The sequence below is a fragment of the Streptomyces abyssalis genome (assembly GCF_001751365.1).
Classification (GTDB): Bacteria; Actinomycetota; Actinomycetes; order Streptomycetales; family Streptomycetaceae; genus Streptomyces; species Streptomyces abyssalis.
On record NZ_LJGT01000036.1, the window covers coordinates 423567 to 448855 of the forward strand.

Here is a 25289-nt window from a genome sequence, read left to right on the forward strand (position 1 = left end):
GGGTGGATTCTTCGGACGGTCAGCGGCCGGCGGAGACGGTACGGCGGCCACGCTCGTCTTCCTCTTCCTCGTCTTCCGCCTCGTCCTCCTCGTACTCCTCCTCGGGCTCCAGCTCCTCCTCGTACTCGCCCTCGGGCTCGTCGTCGGCGTATTCCTCTTCCGCCTCGTCCTCGTCGTACTCCTCCTCGGGCTCCAGCTCCTCCTCGTACTCGCCCTCGGGGCCGTCTTCCGCGTCGTCCTCGTCCGCCGGGCCGTCCTCGCCCGCGAGTCCGTCCTCGGTCTCCGGCTCCTCGGATTCCTCGGACTCCGCCTTGGCGCGCTCTTCCTCCTCGACGGCGTCTTCGTGTTCGACCACGACTTCGCCGTCCCGGATCTCACCGCGCCATCCGTCGGTGGCTTCGCCCCGCATCATGATGAACTTGCGGTACAGCTTCAGGTCCAGCCGCGCGCGACGGCCCTGCGCCCTCCAGATGTTGCCGGTCTTCTCGAAGAACCCGCCCGGGAAGTACTCCAGGACGAGCAGGACGCGGGTCAGGTTGTCGGTGATGCGGTGGAAGGTCACCACACCCTTGACGGTGCCCTTGGCGCCGCTGGTGGTCCAGGTGATGCGCTCGTCGGGGACCTGCTCTGTGACGTTGGCCTTCAGGCTGCGCTTGGACTTGGCGACCTTGACGTTCCAGTTGCTGCTGACGTCGTCGGACTTCTCGACGCTGACGACGCCCTTGGCGAAGGTGGAGAACTCCTGGAACTGGGTCCACTGGTCGTACGCCTCGCGCACGGGCACGCCCACGTCGATGTCCTCGACGATGGTGACGCTCTTGGACTTGCCTCCGCCGCTCTTGCCTTTGCCCTTGCCGAACAAACCCTTGACCTTGTCCTTGACCATTTCCTTGACGTGCGAGGTGCCCGCCGTCATCGCCGCCTGCGCGGGGGACTTGCCCTCGCTCAGCGCCTGACCGCCCTTGGCGAGGCTGCCCATCAGGCCGCCCGCGCCCTGGCCGCCCTCACCGAACTTCGTGACGCTCTCGCCCAGCTTGGTGCCCAGCCCGGAGACCGCCTTGACGGCTCGCGCCTGGAGGTAGGACTGCAGCTCTTCCTTGAGACGGTCGGTGGCCGGGTCGTTCGCCACGTCGTCCTTGAACTTGCTCAGCGCGGAGTCAGCCATTGCCGCCTCCCCGGTTCGCAGCCTTCCGCGCACCGCCGGACGCGGTCTTCGCGGCCGTCTTGCGGGCACCGCCGGTGGCCTTGCCCGCACCGGAGGTGGTCTTCCGGGCGCCGGAGGCGGTCTTGCGGGTGCCGGAGGACGCCGTCTTCCGGGCACCGTCGCCCGTACCGCCGGAGCGGCTGCCACGGCTGCCGGAAGCGGCCCTGCCGTTGGCGGACCCCGAACCCGAACCCGTGGCGGACTTCGCCGACTTGGCCGTCCTGCTGCCCGCGGCTGCGGGCTTGCGTGCCCTCGGGCGTTCCTCCCGGCGCGGCGACTCGCGCTCCTCACGGCCGCCTTCGGCGCGCTCATCGTCGCCCTGGGCGTCCTCGGCGTTCTCGTCCCCGGCGCCGTCGGAGCCCCGCACGCGCCGCGTCGGGTCCTTCATGTCGAGCGTGCGCTCGTGGAGGGAGTCGGCGAGGGTGCCGGCCCGCTGGGTGACCGCGGAGGTCAGTGCGGACTTGGTGTTGTCGACCAGATCCTTGCGCACCTGTTCGCTCAGCTGACCGGCGACGGGTGAGTTCGCCACCATCTTCATCAGCTGCTGAGGGCTGAGGTTGAGTTTCTTGCCGGCCAGGAACATGCCCAGGCCGATGGCCATCTTGGCCTTTCTGGTGCGCCCAAGGAGGTAACCCCCCACGAGCGCCATCCCTATCTTGCCGTTGTTCATCATCTTCCAGTCACCTTCTGTCTCCCCCGTCGATGCGGCCTGGCTCTGACGCTCATGGGTCCCGCTGATGCTGTCGTTGCCACGCTTGACGCCATTCCAGTTCGTCCAGGAGCTCGTCCTCGATCCGGTCGAACTCCTCTTCCGTGATGCGGCCGTCGAGCAGCTCCTGCTCCAGTGCTGCCAGCTGCTGCCGTACGGGCTCGGGGTCGTAGTACTGCTGCTCCGCGGTCAGTACGAGCTGGTCCATGACCCAGACCGCTCCGCGTACGGGTGCCAGCGGCAGGGTCAGCAGCTGTGTGATGAGGCCCATGGAGGCCCTCCGATCACCCGTGTCAGACGAAGCTGTACGGGGGCAGCGGACCGTGGAGGTTGAGGGAGTAGACGTCCCCGCGCCGTTCGGCCTCCTCGTGCACGGACTGGGCGAAGGCCGCGGAGTCCTCCCGCCGTACCAGGAACGAGACGTTCAGGAAGTGCGACTGCGTGGGCTCGGCCACGGAGTGGCGCTGTGCGCCGCCCGACAGCCGCTCCACCAGGTCCCTGGCTTCGGCCTCGTGGCGGGCCTGCACCTCGTTCGAGACCAGCTCGCCCAGCCGCACCTTCTCCTCCTGGGCCTCCGGGTGCTCCCGGGACACCTCGCGCAGACGCTGGATCTCCGCGGAGCCCGCGACGATCTCGCGGAGCAGGTCGTCCTCCTCGCGAGCCGCCTTGAGGTTGTACTCCACGCAGCCGTTCAACTCGGCGAGCCGCTCGGCGTACGCGTCCTTGTTCTCCTCCAGCACCGACTCGACGGAGCCGTCGTCGGGACCGACAAGGCCGAAGCGCATCGGCAGCGTCGCTCCGTCCGCCATCAGCTGCTCCAGTACGGCCTGGTGCGCGGCGAGATCACGGCGCTTGGCACGGAGGTCCTCGGGTGCGTCGCTGACGACGGCGCTGAGGGACTTCGTCCCGACCGTGCGCAGCGTGCCCGCGGGCTCGCCCACCCCGCTCAGTCCTTGCAGGTTCTGCGGGTGCTCAGCTGACGTGATGGCGTAGATGTAGGTGGACACGTATTAGTCCTCCTTCCGGCGGGTGGTGCGACGGGCACCGGACGAGCTCGAGGAGGCCGCCTTCCGCGGCTCCCGCTCCCGCTCCTGCTCCTGCTCCTCACCGTCGCGTCCCCTCTGGAAGGACTCGCTGAAGGCTTCGACGGCTCCGGTCAGCGCGCCCTTGGACTTGCCCTTCGCTCCGCTCTCCGTGGCGTCGCCGACGATGTCGGTGAGCTGAGAGGGGGCCTTGCGGCCGGCTTCGAGGTCGAGCCTGTTGCACGCCTCGGCGAAGCGCAGGTAGGTGTCCACGCTGGCGACGACCACACGGACGTCGATCTTGAGTATCTCGATACCGACAAGGGAAACCCGTACGAATGCGTCGATCACGAGACCACGGTCCAGGATCAGTTCGAGGATGTCGTAGAGGTTTCCGCCGCCGGCACCGGTGCTCTGCTGGGAATTGGTCTGCGGGACTACCGTCACGTTCTTCGTCCTTTCGGAACGATGCTGCGTTCGGCGGCCGTCGATGCGTGGTCAGTGAGACGGATCACGCCGGGCCGCGCGCTCATTTCCGCTGATCGATCTGACCGCGTGCGTAACGGCGGGTGCGCTCGTAACCGAGAAGATTTCCGTCGCCGTCGAGCTGCACGCGGTAGGAACCCATCACGCTGGTCGTGTCGGGGACGCGCTCGATCTCGACGACCTCGACGTCCGCCGTCCAGCCTTCGTCCGTGGCCTTCACCGAGGACACGGAGCCGGGTTCGCACTGCAGGAGTTCGGAGAGCTGCCCGGCCGCGAGCCGCATGGCCTTGGCTATGGGGACGCGTCCGTTCTGCGCGCTCTGGCCCCGGTCCTGCTTCTGATCGCTCTTCGCCTGCGGCCTGCTGCTCTGCTGCGATTGCGATTTGTTCTCTTTGTCACCAGTTGTCGCCATGCTCTCACCCCTTTCCGGGCCGCCGGGTTTCAGACCTGTGTTCCAGGTCTCACCGCTTGCATCCTGCGGAGGGTGTGTTGGGTGCCCCGGGTGTGAAGACCTATGCACCGCAGTTACGTGATTGCCACAACTGCCTTGTGGGCACCGGGGGGATGGCTGCCCTGTGCAGACGCCTCCGCCGGGGGCGCGGCTACTCCTTGACCGCGCCGCTCAGCATGCCCTCGATGAAGCGCCGCTGCAGGGCCACGTACACCACGACGACCGGCAGCGCTATCAGCACCGACGCGGCCGCGAGCAGCGCCGTGTCGGAACTGTGCTGCCCCTGGAAGAAGGCCAGTCCGAGCGGAACCGTCCGGTGGGCCTCGTCGCTCACCATGACCAGGGCCATCAGGAACTCGTTCCACGTCCACATGAAGACGATGACGACCATGGTGGACAGCGCGGGCCTGCCCATCGGAACGAGTACGCGCCACAGCGTCGTCCAGCTGGACGCCCCGTCGATACGGGCGGCCTCGATGACCGAGCGGGAGCTGCCCCGGAAGTACGTACGCATCCAGAACACGCCGAAGGCGAGGGACTGCGCCGTCTGCGGCAGGATCAACGCCCAGTAGGTGTCGGTCAGTTGCCAGTACCGCAGGTCGAAGTAGAGGGGTACGACGAGGGCTTCCTGCGGCAGCGTCAGACCGAGGACGAAGAGGTAGAAGAGCAGGTTCGAGCCGGGGAAGCGCATCACGCCGAAGGCGTACGCGGCCAATACGGCGAGAACGGCCGTGGCGGTGACGACCACGGCGGCGACCAGCACCGAGTTCGTGAGGTACGTGCCGAAGTGGCCACGGGTCCAGGCGTCCGCGAAATTGGACCAGTTGAGGCCGTCCGGCAGTGAGAAGCCGGTGTCGAGGGAGGACTGCCGGCCGAACGCGGTGGCCAGGACGCCGATCACAGGCGTGAGGCTGATGGCCGCGAAGAGCGCGAGGATGCCGTAGGTGGCACTGCGTTCGAGGCGTCCGGTCATCGGTCCGGTCATCGGCTGCGTCCTTCGCTGCGTCCTTCTACGAGCCGCGCGACGGAGACCGTCAGCGCGAAGATCAGCACGGTCAGGCCGACGCCCATCGCTGCCGCCGATCCGACCTCGTTCGTCTCGAACGCGCGGTGGTAGACCTCGTACGCGGGTACGGACGTCGCGTTGCCGGGACCGCCGCTGGTGGTGATGTAGATCAGGTCGAAGTTGCGCAGTCCGGCGACGATGGTGAGCGTCAGCGCCACGGCGGTCTCCGCGCGCAGCGCGGGAAGGGTCACGGCGAAGAACTCCCGCAGCGGGCCCGCCCCGTCGATGCGCACCGCCTCGTACAGCTCACGCGGGATCCGCTGGACTCCGGCGAGGAAGAGCACCACGCAGAGACCCGTCTCGACCCAGGTGCCGATCGTGCCGACCGCGGGCAGCGCCCACGTGTAGTCCCCGAGCCAGGAGCGGGTGAGGGAGCCGAGACCGACGGCGCGGAGGGTGTCGTTGAGCAGCCCGTCCGGCGCAAGGATGGAGCGCCAGGCGACGCCGACGACGACCATCGCCAGCACCTGCGGCAGGAAGAGCACGGTGCGGAAGAACGTCATGCCCCGCACCCGGAAGCGGGAGAGCGCCGCAGCCAGCATCAGCCCCAGGGCGACGGGCAGCGCGGCGTAGAAGACGAGCAGCGACAGGGCGTGCAGGAACGGGGCGCGCAGCGACGGATCGGTCAGCAGGGCACGGTAGTTGTCCGTTCCGGCCCAGGTGGCGGCGGTCAGTCCGTCCCAGTGGAGCAGCGACAGCCACACCGTCTGCCCGAGGGGGACGAGGAGGAAGACGGCGTAGAGCGCCAGGGCGGGCAGTACGTAGAGGTAGCCGACGGCGCGGGGCTGCCCGGGGGCCCGGCGGCGGTAGCGGCCGGCGGTGTGCCGCAGCAGACGTACGGGCAGGCCCGCACGGCCGCCGTCCCGGTCAGGCCCCGCACCGGCTGCGGCACCGGTTGCGGCATCGGTCGCCGTGGGCGGGGCGCTCACGGCTTCGGCTTCCCTTCGGCGCGCTTCTTCTCCTGGCTGTTCTTCTTGTCCTGGAAGGCGGTGTAGGAGCGCTGCATCTTCGACGACAGCTCGTCAGGCGAGAGCGAGCCGTTGACGACGCCCTGGAGGTCGGCGGAGAGCGAGTCGTAGAAGTCGGGGGTGGTGTAGTCGAGATACGGCACGAGGCCGTCGGCGGCGTTGAGCTGCTCCCAGCCCTCGACCATCTGCTCGTCGACGCTGCCTTCGGGGACTTCGCGGGAGGCGCTTCCCGGTACGGCCGGCAGTACGCCCTCCTCTGTCATCACGTCGGCCGCGTGCCGGCTGGTGATGAAGTCCAGGTAGGCGGCGGCCACTTGGGGGTGCCGGGACTTCGATGTGACCGACCACGCGAGGCCCTGTCCGCCGGTCGTGACGGGCTCGGCGCCCCTTTCCGCGGGAGGCGGCGGCATGAATCCGAGCTTGTCGCCCATCGACTTCTTCAGATCCGGCAGCTGCCAGGTGCCGGTGATGAGGAAGGCGCCCTCGCCGTCGGCGAACTTCTTCGCGGCGTCGTCGTAGCCCGTGCCGTTGGCGCCCTCGGGGATGTAGCCCTTCTTCTTCCAGTCGGCGAGGGTGCGGGCGGCCTCCCGCGTCGGCTCGTTGTCGAAGCCCTTGCCCCGTCCGAAGACGCTCTCGCGGGCCTCCTCGGCTCCGCCTGCCTGGTTCTGCAGGACGCCGAAGGTGTGGATCGCCGGGTACTTGTCCAAGTTGCCGAACTGGACGGGGAGTTCGCCCTCGTCCTTGATCTCCGGCAGAGCGTCCGTCAGCTCGCCCCAGGTCCCGGGGGGCTTCACGCCGGCCTTCTCCAGTACGTCCTCGTTGTAGTAGACGCCGATGTATTCGCCGGTCTGGGAGATGCCGTAGAGCCGTCCGGTGCCGAAGTCCCGGCCGTCGGCGGACACGCGGTTGAGGTTGAGGAGCGTGGAGGGATAGCGGGTGTTCCAGGCGTAGAGGCCGGCGTAGTCGTCGAGCGGGGTGAGAAGGCCGGCCTGCACGAAGGCCACCATGTCGGGATAGCCCTGGTTGGCCTGGATCACGTCCGGCGGCCTGTTCCCCGAAATGGCCAGCTTCAGCGTCGTCTTGAGGTCGGAGAAGCTGCGGGCGACGCGCTTGATGCGGATGTTGGGGTACTTCTTCTCGAACTCGGCGTTGAGCCGCTCCAGTTCGTCGTTCTGGCCGCCGCGTACCTCCTGGTCCCAGACCGTGAGGGTGGCCTTCCCCGCCTTGGACGGGTCGGGCTTCGCGGTGGCGCCCGCCCCGGGTACGCCCGCGCCCGCCGCGCCGGAGCCGTCGGTGCCGGGCACGCAGGCGGCGGCGAGCAGCATGCCGGCCGCGGCCAGCGCGAGCGGCACCGTCCGCCTGCGGTGCCGGCTGTGCGGCCGGCGCGGGCTCGTGCCGCTGTCCGTGCCCGTCACTCGTGCAGAGCGCATGGGAGTCTCCTCTCGGCGGGACCGCGCGGTACGGGCCGGGCCCGTACCGCCGCCCCGGTCAGGACGCACGGAAACCGATGGTGGGGGTGGCCCGGCGGAGCGCCGAGCCGCGTGCCGCCCCGGGAAGCAGCTCGGACAGGAAGGCGTACCGCCGCATCACCTCGTCGCTCTGCCCGCCGCAGCGCGTGGCGTACTGCCACCAGGCGGCGACCTCGGGCCAGCCGGGCGCGGAGAGCGAGCCGCCGAAGTGCTGTACGGACAGGGCGGCGGTGAGGTTGGCGAAGGCGAGCCGGTCGGCGAGCGGCCAGCCGGCGAGTGTCCCGGTGATGAAGCCGGCGACGAAGACGTCTCCGGCACCGGTCGGGTCGAGCGCCTGGACGGGCAGAGCGGGCAGGTCGGCGCTCTCACCGGTGAGCGAGTCGACTGCCACGGCCCCTCCGGAGCCCTTGGTGACGACGGCGATCGGGACGAGCTCGGCCAGTGCCCGCACCGCCTCCTCGGGACTGCCAGTGCGGGTGTAGTGCTGGGCCTCGGCGGCGTTGGGCAGGAAGGCGTGGCAGTAGGAGAGGTCGGCGAGGGTGTCCGGGTCCCAGGCGCCGGTGTCGTCCCAGCCGACGTCGGCGAAGACCTTGCTGCCCTCGTCGCAGGCCTCGCGGACCCAGCTCTCCAGCCGGCCCGGAGCAAGGTCGGTGAAGCAGGCGCGGGAGCGGGGACGCCCGGCCGCGCGTACGCAGGGGGCGGGGGCCTCGTGTCCGTGGGAGACCATCGTCCGCTCTCCCTCGTACGCCATGGAGACGGTGACGGGCGAGTGCCAGCCCTGCGCGCGGTGGGACGGGGCGAGGTCGATGCCTTCGCTGTCGGCGAGGGACTCCCAGCAGTAGTCGCCGTAGACGTCGTCGCCGAACGCGGCGGCCAGCGAGGTGCGCAGGCCGAGACGGCGCAGGGCGGTGGCCATGTTGGCGACGCCGCCGGGGGACGATCCCATGCCGCGGGCCCAGGACTCGGTGCCCCGTACGGGCGCGTGGTCGAGGCCCGTGAAGATGATGTCGAGGAAGACGGTGCCGGTCAGGAAGACGTCCTGCTCCGGGCCGCCGTCGTCGCGCAGGGCCGACAGCGGGTCCAGGGCCGCCGATGTCGGCGCGGGCTGCGCGCTCCCGGTCGTGCTCATCGCCCTTCCCGCCCCCTTCCGCGGCCCTTCGGCTCCGCATCGACTGCCGCGGTCCCTCGATGCTTTGAGCGACACCTTGCACGTCAGCGGCAGCGAGTGCAAGACCCCGGTCACACTCGCGCAAAGACGCTCACTCGCGCTACATTGCCGACATGTTGCGCGAGACCCGGCACGAGCAGCTGCTGAAGCTGCTCCGCGAGGAGGGCGTGCTGCCCGTCGGGCGGATCGCACAGCGTCTCGGCGTCAGCGAGGCCACCGCGCGCCGCGACCTGACCGACCTGGACAGGGCCGGAATGCTGACGCGTGTCTACGGTGGCGCCGTGGCCCGCGGCCCCGTCGAGCGCCCCTTCGCGGCGGAGGAGGCCGAGGGCCGTGCAGGCAGGGACGCGGTCGCCCGTACCGCCGCCGCGACCGTCGAGGACGGCGAGACGGTGCTGCTCGACATCGGCACCACGACCCTGCAGCTCGCGCGGCGGCTGCGCGGCCGGAGCATCACGGTGGCGACCAGCAACCTCGCCGTCTACGACGAGCTCAAGGACGACCCGGAGGTCACGCTCGTGCTGCTCGGCGGCCAGGTGCGCCGCAACTACCGTTCGCTGGTCGGTCCGTTGACGCAGTCGGGCCTGGGCCAGCTCTACGCGGACCGGCTCTTCCTCGGCACCAGCGGCGTGCTCCCGGACGGCCGTGTGCTCGACACCACCGACGTCGAAGTGCCCGTCAAACAGGCGATGCTGGCGGCGGCGCGGCACGTCGTGCTGCTCGCCACCGCGCGGAAGTTCCCCGGTACGGGGACGGCCCGTATCTGCGGACCCCAGGACATCGACGCACTGATCACCAATCAGGCATCCGACCCCGGCACCCTCGCCGTCTTCCGCGAGGCCGGAGTGGAAGTGACAGCTGTGGACGCGGAGTTGGAGGGACGGCGATGAGGCTGACCGTGCTGGGCGGCGGCGGGTTCCGGGTACCGCTGGTGCACCGGGCGCTGCTGGAGGACGAGGGCGACGACGCGGGCCGCGTCACCGAACTCGTGCTGCACGACACCGACTCGGGCCGCCTGGACGCCGTCACGGCAGTCCTCGCCCACCAGGCGGCACGGCACACGGGCCGTCCCGCTCCCGCCGTACGGGCCACGACCGGCCTCGACGAGGCGCTGCGCGGCGCGGACTTCGTCTTCTCCGCCGTCCGCGTCGGCGGTCTGGAGGGCCGTACCCGCGACGAACGTGTTCCGCTCGCCGAGGGCGTGCTCGGCCAGGAGACGGTGGGCGCGGGCGGGGTGCTCTACGGGCTGCGGACGCTTCCCGTCGCCGTGCGGATCGCCGAACGCATCGCCGAAGTCGCCCCCGACGCCTGGGTCATCAACTTCACCAACCCGGCGGGCATGGTCACCGAGGCGATGAGCCGCGTCTTCCGCGAACGCGGCCTGGGCGAGCGGGTGATCGGCATCTGCGACTCCCCGGTCGGCCTGTGCCGGCGGGCCGCCCGCGCCCTGGGCGCCGACCCCGGCCGCGCGGACTACGACTACGTGGGCCTCAACCATCTCGGCTGGCTGCGCCGCGTCGTCGTGGACGGACGGGACCGGCTGCCCGGACTCCTCGCGGACGGGGGCCGGCTGGAGTCCTTCGAGGAGGGAAGGCTCTTCGGCGCCGGCTGGCTGCAGGCGCTGGGCGCGCTGCCCAACGAGTATCTGCACTACTACTACTTCAACCGGGAGGCCGTCGCCGCGATCCGGGACGCGCAGGCCACCCGCGGCGAGTTCCTGCGCGAGCAGCAGTCCCGCTTCTACGCCGGACCGCACCCCCGCGACCCCGCCGGTGCGTACGCGGCCTGGGAACGTACACGCCGGGAACGCGAGGAGACCTACATGGCCGAGAGCCGTGAGGCCACGGGCGGATGGGAACGCGACAGCTGCGACCTGGAAGGGGGCGGGTACGACCGTGTCGCCCTCGCCCTGATGCGCGCCGTCTCCCGCAACGAGCGCACCACCCTGATCCTCAACGTGCCCAACCGCACGGCCGTGCCGGGCCTGGACGCCGAGGCTGTGGTGGAGGTGCCGTGCCTCGTCGACGCGGGCGGCGCCCGGCCGCTGTCGGCCGGCCCCGTCGCCCCGGACCAGCTCGGGCTGATGCTCCAGCTCAAGGCGGTGGAACGCGCGGCGATCGAGGCGGCGGCCGGCGGCTCACGTCCCGCGGCGCTCCGGGCCCTGGCTCTGCATCCCCTGGTGGACTCGGTACGCGTCGCCGGGCGCATCCTCGACGCGGCGGGCGGCGTGTGAACGACCGCGCCGGGCTCGGAGTGCTCGGAGTCCGCGACGCGGTTCAGGGCCGGGGGAAGGAGTTGAGGAGCGGCTCCCCCGCGGCGTAACGGCGGACCTGCTCCACGACGAGCCGCTCCGCGCGCGGCCTGAACGTGGCGGAGCCGCCCGCCACATGGGGGGTGATCAGCACGCCGGGCTGCCGCCGCAGCGCGTGGTCCCCCGGCAGCGGTTCGGGGTCGGTGACGTCGAGGGCCGCGCGCAGCCGTCCCCCTCGGACCTCCTCCAGCAGCGCCCCCGTGTCGAGGGTACGGCCGCGTCCGACGTTGACGACGAGCGCGCCGTCGGGCAGCGCGGCCAGCTGCGCCTTGCCGAACAGGCCTGCCGTGGCGGGGGTTTCGGGGAGGACGAGGACGGCGATGTCCACGTCCGGCAGCAGCTGCGGCAGGGCCGTGACGGCATGCACGTCCTCCTCGGGCCTGGCCCGCCGTGCGACCCGCACGACCTCCGCCTCGCACGCCAGCAGCCGCTTCTCCAGGGCCTGTCCGATCGATCCGTAGCCCACGACGGCGACGCGGGAGTCGGCGAGCGAACGCGTGAAGTGCGGTGCCCAGCGGCCGGCTTGCTGGTCCGCGACCCACACGGGAAGGTCGCGCTGCGCGGCGAGCATCAGGCCGAGGGCGTGTTCGGCGGTGCTGGCGTCGTGCAGGCCGCGGCCGTTGTACAGGCGTGCGCCCTCGGGCATCACCGGCAGCAGCTTCTCGACGCCGGCGCTGAGGGACTGCACCGCCCGTACGGCGGGGAGCCGCGGGAGCAGACGCTCAGCGCCCGGAACGGCGTACGGCATCACCCACAGGGCGGTCGACTCCAGGACACCGGCGGGCAGTTCGTCCTCCGGGGTGAGTCCGTCCCAGACGTGTACGCGGACGTTCGGGGGCCACGGCCCGTGCCGTGCGTCGAGGCCGGACCAGGGCAGGAGCACCCCGACTGCGGTATCGGTCGTGTCGGACATCGGCGTGTGACTCTCCTCGTCGGATGCGGCGGATTCGGCGGACGGTTGGGGACGACGAAGGGACGGACATACCGGACGTCGGCCGCGGTGAAGCCACTCCGACCCGTCCGCTGCCATTGACCCGCCCCTCTCACACTCGTAACGTCCTTCCCGCCCAGTGAAACACTTTCCACCCGACGGAAAAAGGGGGTCCGGGAATGACAGCGGCGTCTCCCGCCGGCGCCGGCAGCGGCGGTTTCTGGTCATCGACCCGCGCCCGGTATCTGATACCGATCGCGTTCGTCACGTACTCGCTCGCCTACCTCGACAGGTCCAACTACGCGATCGCCTCGGCCGGCGGCATGGCCGAGGAGCTGAACCTCTCGGCCGGGACCGACTCCCTCATCGCGGCCTCGTTCTTCCTCGGCTACTTCTTCTTCCAGATCCCGGGCACCATCTACGCCGAACAGCGAAGCGTGCGCCTGATGGTCGCCTTCTCGACGATCGCCTGGGGCGTGCTGGCGACCGCGCAAGGGTTCCTCAGCAGCCCGGGCCAGCTCATACCGGTGCGCTTCGCGCTCGGTGTCGTCGAGGGTGCGGTGCTCCCGGCGCTGGTCGTGCTGCTGAGCCGCTGGTTCACCAAACGCGAGCGTGGCCGCGCCAACTCCCTGCTGATCCTGGGCAATCCCATCACCGTCATGTGGCTGTCCGTGCTCTCCGGATGGCTCATCGAGATCTCCGACTGGCGGATGATGTTCATCGTCGAGGGCGTGCCGTCCATCGTGTGGGGCCTGCTGTGCCTGCGGCTGATCAAGGACCGTCCCGGCGACGCCCGCTGGCTGCCCGAAGCGGAGCACGGCAAGCTGCGTGGGGAGCTCGCCGACGAGCAGCGCGCCGCCGCCGAGTCCCCCGGCTCCGCGGTGACGTCCACCGAGGTCGGCGCGGGCTCCCCCGCCTCCCCCGACGCTCGCTCGGACCCCGGCGCCCAGGCCACCACCGCCGACGCACCGCGAGCCAGTGCCGCGGACTACAAGAAGGTGCTGCGCTCACGGCCCGTGGTCGTGCTCGCCGCCCAGTACTTCTTCTGGTCGTTCGGCATGTACGGCTTCATCTTCTGGCTGCCCTCCATCGTGAAGCAGGCCTCCGGCCAGGGCATCGGCGCGACCGGTCTGATCTCGTCGATCCCGTACGCCTTCGCCGTCGTGGTGATGATGCTCAACTCCCGCTTCTCCGACCGGACCGGGCGCCGCCGCGGCGCCGTGTGGCCGTGGCTGGGTACGGGCGCCCTGGCGCTCCTGGGCTCCTATTTCGCGGGGGCGAACTTCCCGCTCGCCCTGACGCTGCTCACCGTCGCAGGCCTGTGCATGTACGCGCCCTACGGTCCGTACTTCGCCTTCGTCTCCGAACTGGCACCGGCAGGCGTCGCGGGCGCGGCCGTCGCCGCCGTCAACTCCTTCGGCGCGCTGGGGTCGTTCGCCGGCACCTATCTCGTGGGCTGGGTACGCGGCACACCGCTCGGCGACGCGGGCGCCTTCGGTTTCATGGCCGTGTGCACGCTGATCTCCGCGGCGCTCATGTTCGGCGTCAGGGAGCCGAAGGCCACCGCGGGCACTACGGGTACGGTGAGTGAGCATCCGCGCCCGGCCGCCTCCCGTACGGCCGCGGACGACGGCGGACGCGACTGACCTTGCCGCGCACGATCTTCGAGGGAGCACCGACGGTGACCGCACCGCCCGGCGACGACATGCTCAGCCGGGGCCTGCGGCTGATGACCGTGCTGGCCGACAATCCGTCGGGGCTGGGCGTCAGCGCGGCCGCACGCACCGCCGGACTGCCGGTCAGCAGCGCACACCGGCTGCTGGGACGGCTGGCCGCCGAGCGGTTCGTCGCCTACGACGAGGACACCCGCCGCTACGCCCTGGGCGTGCGGGTCCTCGAATTCTCCCGCGGCTTCCAGCGCTCCCCCGCCGGCTACTCCGCGGCGGCGGCACCGATGCGGCGCCTCGCCGCCCGTACGGGACTACCGGCGATCGCCGGAATCCTCGACGGCGGCGAGGTGCTGCTGGTGCTCAGCGCGGAGGGCACACAGCACCTGCAGCTGCGCAGCGCCGAGGGCACCCGCAACCCCTGGCACGCCACGTCCATGGGCCACGCCCTCGCCTCGGTGCTCCCGGAGAAGGAGCTGGCCGCGCTCCTCGCCGCCGATCTGCCCTCCCCCACCGCTCATACGGTCACCGACCCGGAGGCGCTGCGCGGGAGGCTGGCGCGGGTGCGGGAGCGGGGATGGGCCGAGGTGGACGAGGAGAACGAGGTGGGTGTCCGCTCCGTCGCCACCGTCGTCCCGGATCTGAACGGGGGGCTGCGTCCCCGCCTGGCCGTGTCGCTCGGCGCCACGGTCGTGCTGACGACCTGGGACGAACTCCACAGCCACGTACCGGCGTTGCGTGCCTGCGCGGAGGAGATCGCCTCCCTGATGGGGTGACGCCGGCGTGCGGGCACGGAGGCAGGAGCCCGGGCCGCCGGGCCGAGGTGCCGCCGGGCCGAGGTGCCGCTGGATCGCTTCACAGGGTTCGTCCCGAAAGGTGACGCCCACCGGACGGAACACCTTGGCCGGAGGGAACACCTTGGGGTGACACGATCGGCCGGCGGCCGCGTACCCGGGATCGATCAGTACCCGCAGGGGTAGGACTGGGGCGATCAGACGCCGAACGGCCTGTGAGGCGGACAGGCCATGGGGGAGGAATTCACCGTGCGGACAGGCATCAAGACACTGACCTTCGTCGTCGGCACAGGACGCAGCGGCTCGACGGCGCTGTCCCAGGTGCTGCGGCTGCACCCGGAGGTGCTCAGCCTCAACGAGCTGTACTCGTGTATCGACGGTCCGCCGGCCCTGTCCCATCAGCACCTGACGGGGGCGGAGTTCTGGCGATGTCTGCGCGAACCGATGGCGGTCTTCGACGCGATGGTGCGCAGCGGCACGCCGCTCCCCGAGTTCATCTACAACCGCCATCCCGAGTGGCGCTACTCGGCGGAGACCACGGGCATTCCCGCGATCAGCATGATGACGCTGCCGCACCTCACCGACGCCCCCGACGCATTGCTCGACGCGCTGGAGCCAGAAGTCAGCGCCTGGCCCGAACGCCCCGCCCCGCAGCAGTGGCACGCCCTGTTCGGCACACTCGCCTCGCGCGTCGGCGGACGCGAGGCCGCGGTCGAACGCTCCGGCTACTCGCTGCACCGTGTCGACACGCTGTACGAACTCTTCCCCGAGGCCCGCTTCGTCCATCTCCACCGGAGCGGACCCGACTGCGCCCTGTCCATGAGCCGCCACAACGGCTACCGCATGATCTCCCTGCTCCGCGAGATCCTGCGCCGCTCCGGCGTCGAGTCCGCGTCCGACCTGACGGACGACCACATCAAGCAACTCCCCGATGATCTGGCCCCGTTGCTGGGTCCGCAGTACGATCCGGCGCTCGTGCTCGACCGTGAGATGCCGGTACCGGACTTCGGCACGCTGTGGTCGGATCTCATCTGCGAGGGAGTGGACCACCTCTCCGCGGTCCCGGCGGAGCAGCGCACGTCGCTGTCGTACGAGCGGCTTCTGGACGCCCCTCGCCAGGAACTGGCCCGCCTGGCCGACTTCATCGGCGTCCAGCCGTTCGCGGAGTGGCTGGAGGAGGGCGACGAGATCCTCGACGGCACCGGCCGCCGCGACTCGTCGCTGCGCCTTCCGGAGCGGGCGCTCAGCGCGCTCCGCGACAACTGCGCACGCGGCGAGGCGGCGCTGGGCACCGGCGGCACGAACTCGGCTGCGGTGCAGGCGAGTACGAGCGGGAGCTGACCAGCAGGAGCTGGCGACCGGGAGCCGTCCGGCGCGCACCTGCCGCCAGGCGGGGAGCGGCCCGCTGCGTCACTTCCCGTAGACCAGCAGAAAGCGCCAGAAGAGCAGTCTGCGCAGCGAGCATCCGGGAAGCAGCACCGCCGCCTCCCGCCGGATCTGCGGCAGCGGCATCCCGGGCTGCTTCACGGGTGCGCGTACCCGTGGCCCGTGGCGTGTGCCGGCCGCCGTCTCCCGTACGGCGACCGCGGCGCGCGCCACCGCGTTCACGGGTACGGCGGCCAGGCTCCAGGCGTGGTCCGCCGGTGACGTCTCCGGATAGCAGCCCAGGACGACGAGAATGCCGCCCGGCGCCAGCGCGTCGCGCAGGCCGGCGACGGTGTCGAACGGCATGTGGTGAAGGCTCGCGAGGCAGGAGATGAAGTCGTAGTGGTTCCGGGGCAGTTCGGCCCGGGTGACGTCGGCCTGGCGGAAGCGCGGCCGGGGCCTGCCCTGGTTCCCTTCCGTTTGTGAGGCCGCCGCCGCGGCGTCGATCACTTCCGCCGACGGGTCCACCGCGTCGACCTCCACGCCCAGTCCGGCGAGCCGCCGGGCGAAGCGGCCGGTGCCGCATCCGACGTCCAGTGCCGTGCGGCAGCCGTGCGGGACATGGCGCAGCAGCAGCCGGTGGTAGTGGTCGTTGTGGTCGAAGGGCATGCCCGGAGCCTGCCACCCGCGGCCGTCTCCCCACAGCCGTACGGCAATCGCCAACACTTCTTCGCAAAGAACTCTTCGCAAAGAAGTGTTGGCAGTCTAGGGTGCCCAGCATGACCGAGCCCCAGAACCCTCCCGCGAGCGAGCCCGGAAGCGAGCGCGGGAACGACATCGTCGTCCTGGACGCCAAGGGGCTGCGCGCCCTGGCGCACCCGGTGCGCGTCCAGCTCGTCGGACTGCTGCGCAAGCACGGCCCGTCGACCGCCACCCGCCTCGCCGACCAGCTGGGGGTCAACTCCGGTACGGCCAGCTACCACTTGCGCCAGCTCGCCGCGGCCGGCTTCGTCGAGGAGGACACCCAGCGCGGCAACGCCCGGGAACGCTGGTGGCGTTCGGTCCACCGCTCGACGCGATTCCACGACATGGAGCTCGCCGAGCGCGAACCCGAGGCGACGCTGGCCTATCTGCATTCGGTGGCCGCCGCCTACACCCTGCGGACACAGCGGGCCGTGAACGAGTTCCAGACGCTGCCCCGCACGTGGCGGGACGTCGCCGACATGAGCGACTGGGCCCTCCGGCTCACTCCGGAGGAAAGCCGTTCCCTGTACGAGGAGTTGGTCGCGCTCGTCGGCCGCTACCGGCGTGACGCACCGGGAGTGGATGCTCCGCAGGACGCGGAACGCGTCACGATCATCACGCACGTCCTCCCGGAACCGGACGCCCCCGGGAGGCCGGAGTGACGTCCGGCTTAAGGGAGTCGCGGCCGCTGGCAGCGGTGCTCGCAGCGATGTGCGTGTCGCTGACCGGCACCCGCACCTCGGCCGTGGCACTTCCCTGGTTCGTGCTCGTCACGACCGGCAGTGCGACACGGACCGGCCTGGTGGCCTTCTGCGAGATGGCGCCGTACGTCGCGGCCAAGGCGTTCACGGGACCGCTGGTTGACCGGAGCGGCCCGCGCGTCATCTCGTGGTCGGCCGACGCCGTCAGCGCCGTCGCCGCCGCGGCCATGCCGCTGCTGCACGCGGTGAACCTGCTCCCCTTCTGGCTCTTGCTGGTCCTCGTCGCCGTGATCGGCGCGGCGCGCGGACCCGGCGACCTGGCCAAGGAGGTCATGGTTCCCGAAGCCGCCGAGCGCGGCCGCATGCCGTTGGAGCGCGCCACCGGACTCAGCGGTATGACGGAACGGCTTGCCTTCACCGTCGGCCCGGCGCTCGGCGGATCTCTTTCGGCGCTGGCCAGCCCGCTGACGTGCCTGTTCGTGATCGCTGGGTGCTTCGCGCTGGGGTCGGTCGTCACCGTACTGGCACTGCCTCAGGACATGGGACGCGCCGCCGTCGCAGCCGACGGCGGACCGGGCTACTGGCAGCGCTTCGGCGAGGGCTGGCGATTCCTGCGCGGCGATCCGCTGCTGCTCACCGTCATCGTGATGGTCGGCATCACCAACGGGCTCAACGCGGCGTTCCACTCGGTGTTTCTGCCCGTGTGGGCGAAGGAATCCGGTCACGGCGCCGCCGCGGTCGGGCTGAACAGCGCGGTGGCAGGCATCACGGCGGTCTGCGCCAGTCTGATCGCCGCTGTGGTGGCACACCGGATGCGGCGCCGGATGGTGTTCTTCGCCGGCTTCCTGCTCGCCGGCGCCCCCCGGTATCTGATCCTCGCCGTGGACGCACCGATGTGGGCGGTGGTGGGGGTGTTCGCCCTCAGCGGCTTCGGCTCGGGCTTCCTCAACCCCATCCTGGCCGCGGTCTGCTTCGAGCGCATACCGCGCCATCTCCTGGGCCGCGTCAACGCGCTGGGCGACTCGCTCGGTTGGGTCGGCATACCTCTCGGCGGGCTGCTGGGCGGCGCGGCGGTGGCGGCCTTCGGGCTCCTGCCCGCCTTGCTGACGAGCGGAGCCGCGTTCTTCCTCACCACGAACCTGGCCGGACTCCGACCGGAGTGGCGGCAGATGGACCTGCGCCGCACGGAAGGGCGTGACGGCGCAGGAGAAACCGGACGGACCGCCGGGCCGCAGACAGCGACCCGGGGGACGGGGGAGGAAGGTCAGGGGCCGGGAGCGCTTACGCCTTGATGTCGCCGAACTCCGGTGCCTTCTCCACCAGTCCGCTCTCCAGGTGGAAGCGGCGGGCCGTCTCGTACGGCTCGCGCTCGACCGCCGGGGTCTGCGGCATCTCCCTGCGCAGGATCGGCACCAGCGCGTCCAGGGCCTTGGGGTCGGTGTCCTTGAGGTACTTCTCCAGCAGCTCCCGTACCTTCTGCGGATCGCCCTGGACGTCCTGCTGGGCGCGCTTGATCGCGCTCTGGAAGCCCTTGACCTCCTTGGCTTTCTTCTGCAGCAGCTTCTGCGTGGAGAAGACGACCCCGTGCAGGGCACCCGTCATGTCGGTCACATCGCCTCGCGCCGGGGATATGAGAATGCGGCCCGAGCCGTCGGCCTCGGCCTGCTGGCCGATCGGCTGGAAGAAGGAAAGCGCGTCCACGCGGCCCGACTTGAGCGCCCCGATGGCCGACGTGGCGGCGCTGCCGAGGTTGACGAGGGTCGCGTCGGTCTTCGCCTTCTTCCCGATGCCCTCGAAGAGGTGGTCGACCAGAGCCTCCGTGCCGCTGCCGGGGCCGGTGATGCCGATCTTCCTACCCACCAGCGCCTTCGTGCGTGCCTCCAAACTCGCCTTCGCGGCGGGCCCGCCGAAGTCCTTCCCCACCACGATGTCCACGTAGTACTCGGTGACCAGGCTGCTCACGACACGGGTCGTGCCGGATTCCGACTCGGCCAGGTTGAAGGCGTCCGTCAGCACCCCCGCCCCGAGGTCGATGGAGCCGGACTTCAGCGCCGCGGCGACTTTCGCGCCGGTGCCGAGTCGCGGGCGGTCGCCGAGCTTGATCCCCTCGTCCTTGAAGTACCCCTTCTCCTCGGCCACGAACAGCGGGAAGAACGCGACCGAGTTGCTGATCTGGCCGATGTTGAGGGTGCCGGCCTTCGTGGAGGACGCCCCGTGCTTCGCGCATCCTGCGGCGAGCGGGGAGAGAAGTACGGGGGCGGCTGCGAACGACTTCAGCAGCGCCCTGCGCTCGATGTGCATTGCCATGGTTCCGGCTCCAGTCGCATGGGTTCCAGCTCCAGTCGGAGAGGAGGGGTTCGGAATGGGGGCAGGCTTGGGACTCGTGGAGGACTCTGGACGGACCGGCTCGGTGTGGGTCAGCCCTGGGACTCGACCGGTTTCCACCGGTTGACGCGACGGCCGATGAGGCCGACGAACACGTTCAACAGGCCCGCGACGACGCTCAGTACGACGAGGGTCGCGAAGACGCCCGCGGTGTCGAACTGCGCCGCCGCGTCGTTGATCAGATATCCGAGGCCCTGGTTGGACGCCACCAGCTCACCGATGACGGCTCCGATCAGGGCGTAAGGGATGGCGACCTTGAGTCCGGTGAGCACACCCGTCATCGACGCCGGGAGCACGACCTTCAGCGCGATGTCGCGGCGCGTGCCGCCCATGAGCCGCACCGCGTCGACGAGCCCGCGGTCCACCTCCCGTACGCCCGCGGCCGTGTTGAGGAAGACGAGGAAGAAGACCGTCGCGGCCGCGAGCAGCACCTTCATGTGCATCCCGATGCCGAACCAGACGATGAACAGCGGTGCCAGCGCGACCTTCGGGATCGAGTACAGCGCCATCATGAACGGGTCGACGACGCGGTAGGCGGTGCGGAGCGACGCCAGTACGAACCCGGCGAGCGCACCGGCCAGCGCGCCGAGCAGGAATCCGTAGACGATCTCCTGGATGGTCACCCAGCTGTGCGTCCAGAGGGTGCCGTCGGCCGACCACTCACCGAGGCGTTCGGCGATGGCGCTCGGCTTGCTGGTGAAGGTGATGTCGAACAGGCTGCCCGCGGTGGCCTCCCAGCCGGCGAGCAGCACGACGACGAGGAGGAGCCGCAGGCTCCACACGGTCGTGGTGCTCCCATGCCGCTGCCACCAGGTCCGCTGTACGGGGATGCGTACGGGGCCGCTCGCCGCGGTCTCCGCCTGCTCCCGGTGCTCCGCGTCCGGCCTGTCCGGCGGGGCGTTCGTCGCACCGCCGTCCGGGCCCTGCGCCGGCCTCACGGTCTGCCCGGTCATGACGAGCCCTCCTTCAGCGCGGCGGCCATCGCCGTGTGCAGCCGTACGAACTCCCGGTCCACGCGGAGCGCGTCGACGGAGCGCGGCCGGGGCAGGGTGATCTCCTCGTCTGCGACGATGCGGCCGAGACCGCCGAGCACGACGATCCGGTCGCCCAGCAGCAGCGCCTCCTCGATGTCGTGGGTGACGAACACGACGGTCTGTCCGCTGCCCTGCCACAGCCGCAGCAGCTCCTCCTGGAGCTCGGTGCGCAGCTGCGCGTCGAGCGCGCCGAACGGCTCGTCCATGAGGAGCGTCCGGGGGGTGCCGGCGAGCATCCGGGCCAGCGAAGCCCGGCGCCGCATCCCGCCCGAGAGTTCGCGCGGGTAGTGCTTGCCGAATCCGGCGAGGCCGACGCGCTGGAGCAGCCCGGCGGCCGTCCTCCGGCGCTCCTCGGCCTTCACTCCGCGGATCTCCAGTGGCATCTCGACGTTGCGCTGCACGTCGCGCCACGGCATGAGCGTGTCGGACTGGGTGAGGTAACCGATGTCGATGTCCGGGCCGGTCAGCTTCTCACCGCGGTACGAGACGACGCCCGCGGAGGGTTCGGTGAGCCCGGCGAGGAGGTTGAGCATCGTGGACTTGCCGCAGCCGCTGCGTCCGAGGACGGTCACGAAGCTGCCCTCCTCGACGGTGAGGTCGAAGTCCCGCAGCGCGACGATGGCGCTGTCGTCCTTGGTGAACTGCTTGGTGAGCTTCTCCGCGCTGAGTACGGCCGTCATCACGCTCATGTCACAGCACCCGCCCGCGAGTTGCCGCCCGCCGTGTCGTCCGCCTCGCGCATGCCGTACGCGTCGTAGCTGAACTCGCCGGCGGCCCACCGCTCCCGCAGGCCGTCCTCCTTGGCGATGCGCTGCCGCACGGCCCCGGCGGTCGCCTCCGCGTCCGCGGCGGCCACGGCGGTGACTCCGTCGTCGTCGAGGACGAGCACGTCGCCGGGAGCGACACCGGTGCCGCCGATCGTCACCGGGACGTCGACGCTGCCGCGTATCTCCTTCGTCGCCCCGCGGGCCCGGCGCCAGCGCGTCCAGACGCCGTACTCCAGCCGCGCCAGGTCGGCGCTGTCGCGCACCGCCGCGTCGACCAGCACGGCCGCCGCGCCGCATGCCGCGGCCTGGGTGGCGAGCAGATCGCCGAAGAGCGCGACGGGTTCCGGCTGCGGCATGGTCAGGACGAGGACCTCGCCGGGGCGCAGATGCGTCATCACCTCGTGCACCGCACGGTTGTCGCCCTGACCGCAGCGGGCGATACGGGCCGGACCGGCCGTGCGGCGCCCCGGCTGCAGGGGCACCCACTCGGCGTCGAGCAGACCGCGGCGGCCGTATGCCTCGTAGACGGTCGCGACTCCGGCGGCGGCGAGTTCGTCGACGGCGGCGACCGTCACCGCCGCGCTCACAGGGCTCCCACCACGTTGGGCAGCAGCCGGTGGAAGGCCTCCGCCTGCCGGATCCTCTCGTCGCCGGTGACCTTGCGGGCGTGGTTGCCGCGCTGGTCGGCGCGTTGTGCGTAGTACTCCTGCAGATACTGCTGAGCAGCCATGCAGCTCATGGCGTCGACCTTACGTTTGAATACGGGCGTTATGTCCACATAGACGGTCGGCGTGAAACCGCACAGCTCCGGCTGGTGCGGTTCGAAGGCCAGGAACTCCGGCGGCGGCGCCGTACGGAAGCCGCTGGCGACCCCGGCGCCGGAGGTGAGCAGACGGGCACGGGCCACGGCCTCGTGGGCGACGGGGTGATCCGGGTTGAAGGGGTCCTTCTCGGGGTGGGTGAGCACCACGTCGGGGGCGAAGTCGCGCATCAGGTCGGCGAGTTCGCCGACCGACTCCGGTGAGACGTTCAGGGGGTAGTCACCGAGGTCGAAGGCGCGGAACTCGGCGCCGACCTCGGCGGCGGCCTTCGTCGCCTCCTCGTGGCGTATCCGCTTCACGTTCTCCTCGGTCTGGCCCTCCTGCTTCCACAGCACTCCGGACTCGCCGCGCTCGCCGTAGGAGAGGGCCACGACGAGGGCTTCGCCTCCCCGGGCGGTGTGGGCGGCGACCGTACCGGCGGAACGCCAGACGAAGTCGGCGCTGTGCGCGCCGACGACCAGCAGGCGGCGCTCGCTCATACCAGGCTCTCCTTCCGGTGCCGGGCGGGCGCGTCGGCGAGGGGGGCGGCACCGACGAGCCACCGGCTGTTGTGCACGGTCATGGTGCGTACGTCGGCCTCCGCGAAGCCCTCGCCGAGCAGGCGGTCGGCACAGATCGCGAGTCCGTCCTCGACGGGCGGGTTGAAGGGCTGGCCGAGGTCGCTGGAGATCACAGAGTGCTCCGGACCGGCCTCACGGATGGCACGGAACCAGGTCTCCCAGTCGACCTTGCCGGTGTACGGCGTGGTGAAGCAGCGTTCCAACAGGGCGCCACGGGCGGCGAGTTCGCGCTGACGGTCGACCGCGACCCGCTGCGAGGTGAACTCGGGGTGCGTGACGACAATCCGCTCGACGCCCTCCTGTGCGGCGGCCTCCACGACGACGGCGATCTCGTCGGCGTGCAGATGTCCGGTGGCCAGCACCATGTCGTGGCGGGCTACCAGCCGGAAGACCTGACGTGCGGCGGGGACGACCTCGCCGTCGGCCGTGAGGACCTCCACGGGGTCGGCGGCCATGCCGTCGGCACGCAGGTCCTCCTGGAGCTTGGCCCACATGGGAGGCGTGGCGCCTTCGGGTTCGCCGGCCTGGCAGTGGCGCTGGTTGGCGCTGTCGACGGTGGGCAGCCACACGAACGTCGCGCCGCCCCGGCCGGCGATCTCGACGGCGACGGGGTTGAGACCGCCGACGGAGGCGTTGAGCGTGATGGCGCCCAGGGCGGTGGCTCCCGGCTCGGCGCGTCGTACGACGGCGGCCCGTTCGGCGGTGGGCGCGTAGTGCGACTTCAGCACGAAGCCCGCCATGCCGACCGCGGCGAAGCGCTCCGCGAGCGTCACATCGTCGATGCGGCGGCGCATCACGTCCGGCGCCACGTGGATGTGCACGTCGTACGCCCCGCGCACGAGTTCACGGGCGCGGTCGGACGGCTGGGGGTGCTCCGTCATGTCTCTCCCTTTGCAGCCATAATCTCCGCTCAGATTGTTAACAATCTTGGCTACAGAGGTCAAGGGTGCTGCGGACATGGAAAGGCCCCGGCCGGAGTGACCGGGGCCAAGGCGGCAGGGACGGCAGAGGGTCCGGGGCGACGGGACGCCGGGACGGAACACGGAGAGCCGTCCACCTGCCCGGCGGCCCGGCGATGGAGACAGCGGGCCGCGGCGAGGCGGCTCCCTCAACGGGCGGGCGGCGCCCCCGACCTGTCGACCTCCTTGAGCGCCTTGATGACGCTGCGCAGATGGCCGCGCGCCGCCGCATCCGCGGCCTCCGGATCATGGGTGCAGATCGCCTCGATGATCGCGAGGTGCTCCGGCAGCGACACCGACGGCCGGCCGGGGTGCATGGCAAGCCGGAACTGGTGCCGGACGTTCTGCCCCCGCAGCCGCTCCAGCAGCCGCGAAGCGGTGGCCTGACCGCCGATCTCCCGTACGCGCCGGTGCAGTTCCTGGTTGAGGGAGGAGTAGCCGAGCAGGTCGCCCTCGGCAACGGCCTCGCACATGGAGGCGCCGATCGACTGCAGTTCGCGGATCTCCTCACCGGTGACCGCCACCGCTGCCTTCGCCGCACAGAGCCCCTCCAGCACCATGCGGACCTCGGAGATCTCGACCGCCTCGCTCAGGGAGACGGCGCGCACGCGGGCACCGCGGTTCTGTATGCGCTCGACGAGCCCCTCGTTGGTCAGCTCCAGCAGCGCCGCCCGTACGCTGGCGCGGCTGGCGTCGAACTGCGTGGACAGATCGCTCTCGACGAGCCGCTGATTGGGCACGAACTCGCCGCGGACGATTGCCTCACGAATGGCTTCCACCAAGGGCGTTCCGGCCCGGTCCTCTGCCACGGTCGCTCCGGTTCCTCTTCGCTCCACAGATGCACACCGATATTGTCAACAATATTGTGCGAGCTTAGTGTAGCGGGGGTGGACTCCTCACCGGGCAGCGATTTCCGCACAGTCACCACCCCCGTCACCACCACCGTGGCCGTCCTCGGCCTCGGCGAGGCCGGCGGCGCGATCGCGGGCGACCTCGCACGCGCCGGCGCGGCCGTACGAGGCTACGACCCCGCTGTGGTGCCCGTGCCGGAAGGAGTGACCCGGACGGACAGCGAGGCCGAAGCCGTGACCGGCGCGCACCTCGTACTCAGCGTCAACAGCGCCTCCTCCGCAGCCGCCGCACTGCACGCCGCGGTCGGCTCCCTCCAGGACGAGGCCGTCTGGGCGGACCTCAACACCGCCTCCCCCGGCGCGAAGCGGGCCCTGGCCGCCACGGCGGCCGGACACGGAGCGGCGTTCGCGGACGTCGCCGTCATGGCCCCCGTCCCCGGCCGCGGCCTGCGCGTGCCGATGCTGGCCTGCGGACCCGGTGCCCCCCGGGCCGCCGGGCTCCTCGCTCCGCTCGGGGCGTCGGTCGGCCTCGTCGACGGGGAGGCGGGCACCGCCGCCCGGCGGAAGCTGCTGCGCAGCGTGTTCTTCAAGGGCATGGCCGCAGCCGTCGTCGAAGCGCTCGAAGCGGGCCGGGCCTCCGGCTGCGAGGAGTGGGTACGGGAGAACATCGCGGCCGAACTCGCCGGCGCCGACGCCGGGACCCTCGACCGCCTCGTCGACGGCACCCGCCGGCACGCGGTCCGCCGCACGTCGGAGATGGCGGCAGCGGCGGAGATGCTCACCGAACTGGGCGTCGAGCCGGCCGTCGCGAGCGCGAGCCGCGATCTGCTGGCGCGGCTGTCCGCGGACCGGTAGC

At 70.9% G+C, this 25289-nt stretch carries 27 protein-coding genes; 8 read left to right on the top strand and 19 right to left on the bottom strand.

The genetic code is table 11. From position 1 onward, the window contains the following. Window positions 1–19 precede the first annotated feature (19 nt). From AN215_RS02715 to AN215_RS02760, 10 genes are all read right to left on the bottom strand, one after another. Window positions 20–1165, bottom strand: a complete 1146-nt coding sequence (locus AN215_RS02715) for an SRPBCC family protein (RefSeq protein ID WP_070012369.1) — start codon at window positions 1163–1165, stop codon at window positions 20–22. Beyond that, window positions 1158–1877, bottom strand: coding sequence for a hypothetical protein (locus AN215_RS02720; RefSeq protein ID WP_070012368.1), 720 nt, complete (start codon window positions 1875–1877; stop codon window positions 1158–1160). The genes AN215_RS02715 and AN215_RS02720 overlap by 8 nt, the downstream gene beginning before the upstream one ends. Window positions 1878–1926: 49 nt before the next feature. Beyond that, window positions 1927–2184 carry a gas vesicle protein GvpG gene (locus tag AN215_RS02725; RefSeq protein WP_070012367.1) on the bottom strand — a complete coding sequence of 86 codons (258 nt, stop codon included), beginning with the start codon at window positions 2182–2184 and terminating at the stop codon, window positions 1927–1929. Window positions 2185–2206: 22 nt separating this feature from the next. Beyond that, entirely contained in the window at window positions 2207–2920 is a 714-nt protein-coding gene (locus AN215_RS02730; RefSeq protein WP_070012366.1) for a GvpL/GvpF family gas vesicle protein, read from the bottom strand. A 3-nt stretch (window positions 2921–2923) separates the two neighbouring features. Further along, on the bottom strand, window positions 2924–3382 hold the full coding sequence (locus AN215_RS02735) for a gas vesicle structural protein GvpA (RefSeq protein WP_070012365.1): 459 nt from the start codon (window positions 3380–3382) through the stop codon (window positions 2924–2926). Between the two features lie 82 nt (window positions 3383–3464). Continuing rightward, entirely contained in the window at window positions 3465–3833 is a 369-nt protein-coding gene (locus tag AN215_RS02740) for a gas vesicle protein GvpO (protein WP_079122619.1), read from the bottom strand. 190 nt (window positions 3834–4023) lie between these two features. Beyond that, window positions 4024–4845: a carbohydrate ABC transporter permease gene (locus AN215_RS02745; RefSeq protein WP_070012545.1), complete on the bottom strand. Its 822-nt coding sequence runs from the start codon at window positions 4843–4845 to the stop codon at window positions 4024–4026. Between the two features lie 8 nt (window positions 4846–4853). After that, window positions 4854–5771 (bottom strand): carbohydrate ABC transporter permease, encoded by a 918-nt coding sequence (locus AN215_RS02750; protein ID WP_420856208.1) that lies wholly within the window; start codon window positions 5769–5771, stop codon window positions 4854–4856. A gap of 92 nt (window positions 5772–5863) precedes the next feature. After that, window positions 5864–7258 (bottom strand): extracellular solute-binding protein, encoded by a 1395-nt coding sequence (locus tag AN215_RS02755; protein WP_070012544.1) that lies wholly within the window; start codon window positions 7256–7258, stop codon window positions 5864–5866. Between the two features lie 136 nt (window positions 7259–7394). After that, complete coding sequence (locus tag AN215_RS02760) at window positions 7395–8504, bottom strand: PfkB family carbohydrate kinase (protein ID WP_070012363.1); 1110 nt, start codon at window positions 8502–8504, stop codon at window positions 7395–7397. Between the two features lie 152 nt (window positions 8505–8656). On the opposite strand from AN215_RS02760, the gene AN215_RS02765 reads away from it, so the two are divergent. Together AN215_RS02765 and AN215_RS02770 are read left to right on the top strand one after the other, a co-directional pair. Further along, window positions 8657–9433 carry a DeoR/GlpR family DNA-binding transcription regulator gene (locus tag AN215_RS02765; protein WP_070012362.1) on the top strand — a complete coding sequence of 259 codons (777 nt, stop codon included), beginning with the start codon at window positions 8657–8659 and terminating at the stop codon, window positions 9431–9433. Further along, window positions 9430–10776: a 6-phospho-beta-glucosidase gene (locus AN215_RS02770; protein WP_070012361.1), complete on the top strand. Its 1347-nt coding sequence runs from the start codon at window positions 9430–9432 to the stop codon at window positions 10774–10776. Before AN215_RS02765 ends, AN215_RS02770 begins: the two co-directional genes overlap by 4 nt. A gap of 43 nt (window positions 10777–10819) precedes the next feature. On the opposite strand, the gene AN215_RS02775 is transcribed toward AN215_RS02770, so the two are convergent. After that, window positions 10820–11767 (bottom strand): 2-hydroxyacid dehydrogenase, encoded by a 948-nt coding sequence (locus AN215_RS02775; RefSeq protein WP_070012360.1) that lies wholly within the window; start codon window positions 11765–11767, stop codon window positions 10820–10822. Between the two features lie 197 nt (window positions 11768–11964). On the opposite strand from AN215_RS02775, the gene AN215_RS02780 reads away from it, so the two are divergent. The 3 genes from AN215_RS02780 to AN215_RS02790 all read left to right on the top strand — a co-directional run bounded on the left by AN215_RS02780 (window position 11965) and on the right by AN215_RS02790 (window position 15587). Beyond that, window positions 11965–13431, top strand: a complete 1467-nt coding sequence (locus AN215_RS02780) for an MFS transporter (RefSeq protein WP_070012359.1) — start codon at window positions 11965–11967, stop codon at window positions 13429–13431. Window positions 13432–13466: 35 nt separating this feature from the next. After that, entirely contained in the window at window positions 13467–14228 is a 762-nt protein-coding gene (locus AN215_RS02785) for an IclR family transcriptional regulator (protein ID WP_245694162.1), read from the top strand. 267 nt (window positions 14229–14495) lie between these two features. Then, the gene (locus tag AN215_RS02790) at window positions 14496–15587 is read left to right on the top strand and encodes a sulfotransferase (protein WP_245694164.1); all 1092 of its coding nucleotides are present in this window, start codon (window positions 14496–14498) and stop codon (window positions 15585–15587) included. 69 nt (window positions 15588–15656) lie between these two features. Here the strand turns inward: AN215_RS02790 and AN215_RS02795 are convergent, their stop codons facing one another. Beyond that, complete coding sequence (locus tag AN215_RS02795) at window positions 15657–16280, bottom strand: class I SAM-dependent methyltransferase (RefSeq protein WP_070012357.1); 624 nt, start codon at window positions 16278–16280, stop codon at window positions 15657–15659. Between the two features lie 110 nt (window positions 16281–16390). Between AN215_RS02795 and AN215_RS02800 the strand changes: the two genes are divergently transcribed. Next, window positions 16391–17017 (top strand): ArsR/SmtB family transcription factor, encoded by a 627-nt coding sequence (locus tag AN215_RS02800; protein ID WP_070012356.1) that lies wholly within the window; start codon window positions 16391–16393, stop codon window positions 17015–17017. Beyond that, the gene (locus AN215_RS02805) at window positions 17014–18348 is read left to right on the top strand and encodes an MFS transporter (protein ID WP_275520700.1); all 1335 of its coding nucleotides are present in this window, start codon (window positions 17014–17016) and stop codon (window positions 18346–18348) included. Before AN215_RS02800 ends, AN215_RS02805 begins: the two co-directional genes overlap by 4 nt. On the opposite strand, the gene AN215_RS02810 is transcribed toward AN215_RS02805, so the two are convergent. From AN215_RS02810 to AN215_RS02840, 7 genes are all read right to left on the bottom strand, one after another. After that, complete coding sequence (locus AN215_RS02810; protein WP_070012355.1) at window positions 18338–19363, bottom strand: ABC transporter substrate-binding protein; 1026 nt, start codon at window positions 19361–19363, stop codon at window positions 18338–18340. The two genes, AN215_RS02805 and AN215_RS02810, sit on opposite strands and share 11 nt — an antisense overlap. A 110-nt stretch (window positions 19364–19473) precedes the next feature. Continuing rightward, window positions 19474–20394 (bottom strand): ABC transporter permease, encoded by a 921-nt coding sequence (locus AN215_RS02815; protein WP_079122621.1) that lies wholly within the window; start codon window positions 20392–20394, stop codon window positions 19474–19476. Beyond that, window positions 20391–21164 (bottom strand): ABC transporter ATP-binding protein, encoded by a 774-nt coding sequence (locus tag AN215_RS02820; protein WP_216093855.1) that lies wholly within the window; start codon window positions 21162–21164, stop codon window positions 20391–20393. The genes AN215_RS02815 and AN215_RS02820 overlap by 4 nt, the downstream gene beginning before the upstream one ends. Further along, entirely contained in the window at window positions 21161–21829 is a 669-nt protein-coding gene (locus tag AN215_RS02825; protein WP_216093854.1) for a 4-carboxy-4-hydroxy-2-oxoadipate aldolase/oxaloacetate decarboxylase, read from the bottom strand. The genes AN215_RS02820 and AN215_RS02825 overlap by 4 nt, the downstream gene beginning before the upstream one ends. After that, on the bottom strand, window positions 21826–22542 hold the full coding sequence (locus tag AN215_RS02830) for a PIG-L deacetylase family protein (protein WP_070012354.1): 717 nt from the start codon (window positions 22540–22542) through the stop codon (window positions 21826–21828). Before AN215_RS02830 ends, AN215_RS02825 begins: the two co-directional genes overlap by 4 nt. Continuing rightward, a complete protein-coding gene (locus AN215_RS02835; protein ID WP_070012353.1) occupies window positions 22539–23504 on the bottom strand; it encodes a DUF6282 family protein in 966 nt (321 codons plus the stop codon). Before AN215_RS02835 ends, AN215_RS02830 begins: the two co-directional genes overlap by 4 nt. Before the next feature lie 227 nt (window positions 23505–23731). Continuing rightward, window positions 23732–24391, bottom strand: a complete 660-nt coding sequence (locus AN215_RS02840) for a GntR family transcriptional regulator (RefSeq protein ID WP_070012352.1) — start codon at window positions 24389–24391, stop codon at window positions 23732–23734. 78 nt (window positions 24392–24469) lie between these two features. Here AN215_RS02840 and AN215_RS02845 point away from each other — a divergent pair, with 78 nt between their 5' ends. Further along, window positions 24470–25288 (top strand): DUF1932 domain-containing protein, encoded by an 819-nt coding sequence (locus tag AN215_RS02845; RefSeq protein ID WP_070012351.1) that lies wholly within the window; start codon window positions 24470–24472, stop codon window positions 25286–25288. Window position 25289 lies beyond the last annotated feature (1 nt).

Coding starts and splice junctions, on each gene's coding strand:
- AN215_RS02760 (WP_070012363.1), bottom strand. CDS start 8,504: ATGAGCACGACCGGGAGCGCGCAGCCCGCGCCGACATCGGCGGCCCTG.
- AN215_RS02820 (WP_216093855.1), bottom strand. CDS start 21,164: ATGAGCGTGATGACGGCCGTACTCAGCGCGGAGAAGCTCACCAAGCAG.
- AN215_RS02740 (WP_079122619.1), bottom strand. CDS start 3,833: ATGGCGACAACTGGTGACAAAGAGAACAAATCGCAATCGCAGCAGAGC.
- AN215_RS02800 (WP_070012356.1), top strand. CDS start 16,391: ATGACCGAGCCCCAGAACCCTCCCGCGAGCGAGCCCGGAAGCGAGCGC.
- AN215_RS02725 (WP_070012367.1), bottom strand. CDS start 2,184: ATGGGCCTCATCACACAGCTGCTGACCCTGCCGCTGGCACCCGTACGC.
- AN215_RS02835 (WP_070012353.1), bottom strand. CDS start 23,504: ATGACGGAGCACCCCCAGCCGTCCGACCGCGCCCGTGAACTCGTGCGC.
- AN215_RS02720 (WP_070012368.1), bottom strand. CDS start 1,877: ATGATGAACAACGGCAAGATAGGGATGGCGCTCGTGGGGGGTTACCTC.
- AN215_RS02830 (WP_070012354.1), bottom strand. CDS start 22,542: ATGAGCGAGCGCCGCCTGCTGGTCGTCGGCGCGCACAGCGCCGACTTC.
- AN215_RS02815 (WP_079122621.1), bottom strand. CDS start 20,394: ATGACCGGGCAGACCGTGAGGCCGGCGCAGGGCCCGGACGGCGGTGCG.
- AN215_RS02745 (WP_070012545.1), bottom strand. CDS start 4,845: ATGACCGGACGCCTCGAACGCAGTGCCACCTACGGCATCCTCGCGCTC.
- AN215_RS02795 (WP_070012357.1), bottom strand. CDS start 16,280: ATGCCCTTCGACCACAACGACCACTACCACCGGCTGCTGCTGCGCCAT.
- AN215_RS02775 (WP_070012360.1), bottom strand. CDS start 11,767: ATGTCCGACACGACCGATACCGCAGTCGGGGTGCTCCTGCCCTGGTCC.
- AN215_RS02810 (WP_070012355.1), bottom strand. CDS start 19,363: ATGGCAATGCACATCGAGCGCAGGGCGCTGCTGAAGTCGTTCGCAGCC.
- AN215_RS02780 (WP_070012359.1), top strand. CDS start 11,965: ATGACAGCGGCGTCTCCCGCCGGCGCCGGCAGCGGCGGTTTCTGGTCA.
- AN215_RS02715 (WP_070012369.1), bottom strand. CDS start 1,165: ATGGCTGACTCCGCGCTGAGCAAGTTCAAGGACGACGTGGCGAACGAC.
- AN215_RS02765 (WP_070012362.1), top strand. CDS start 8,657: ATGTTGCGCGAGACCCGGCACGAGCAGCTGCTGAAGCTGCTCCGCGAG.
- AN215_RS02770 (WP_070012361.1), top strand. CDS start 9,430: ATGAGGCTGACCGTGCTGGGCGGCGGCGGGTTCCGGGTACCGCTGGTG.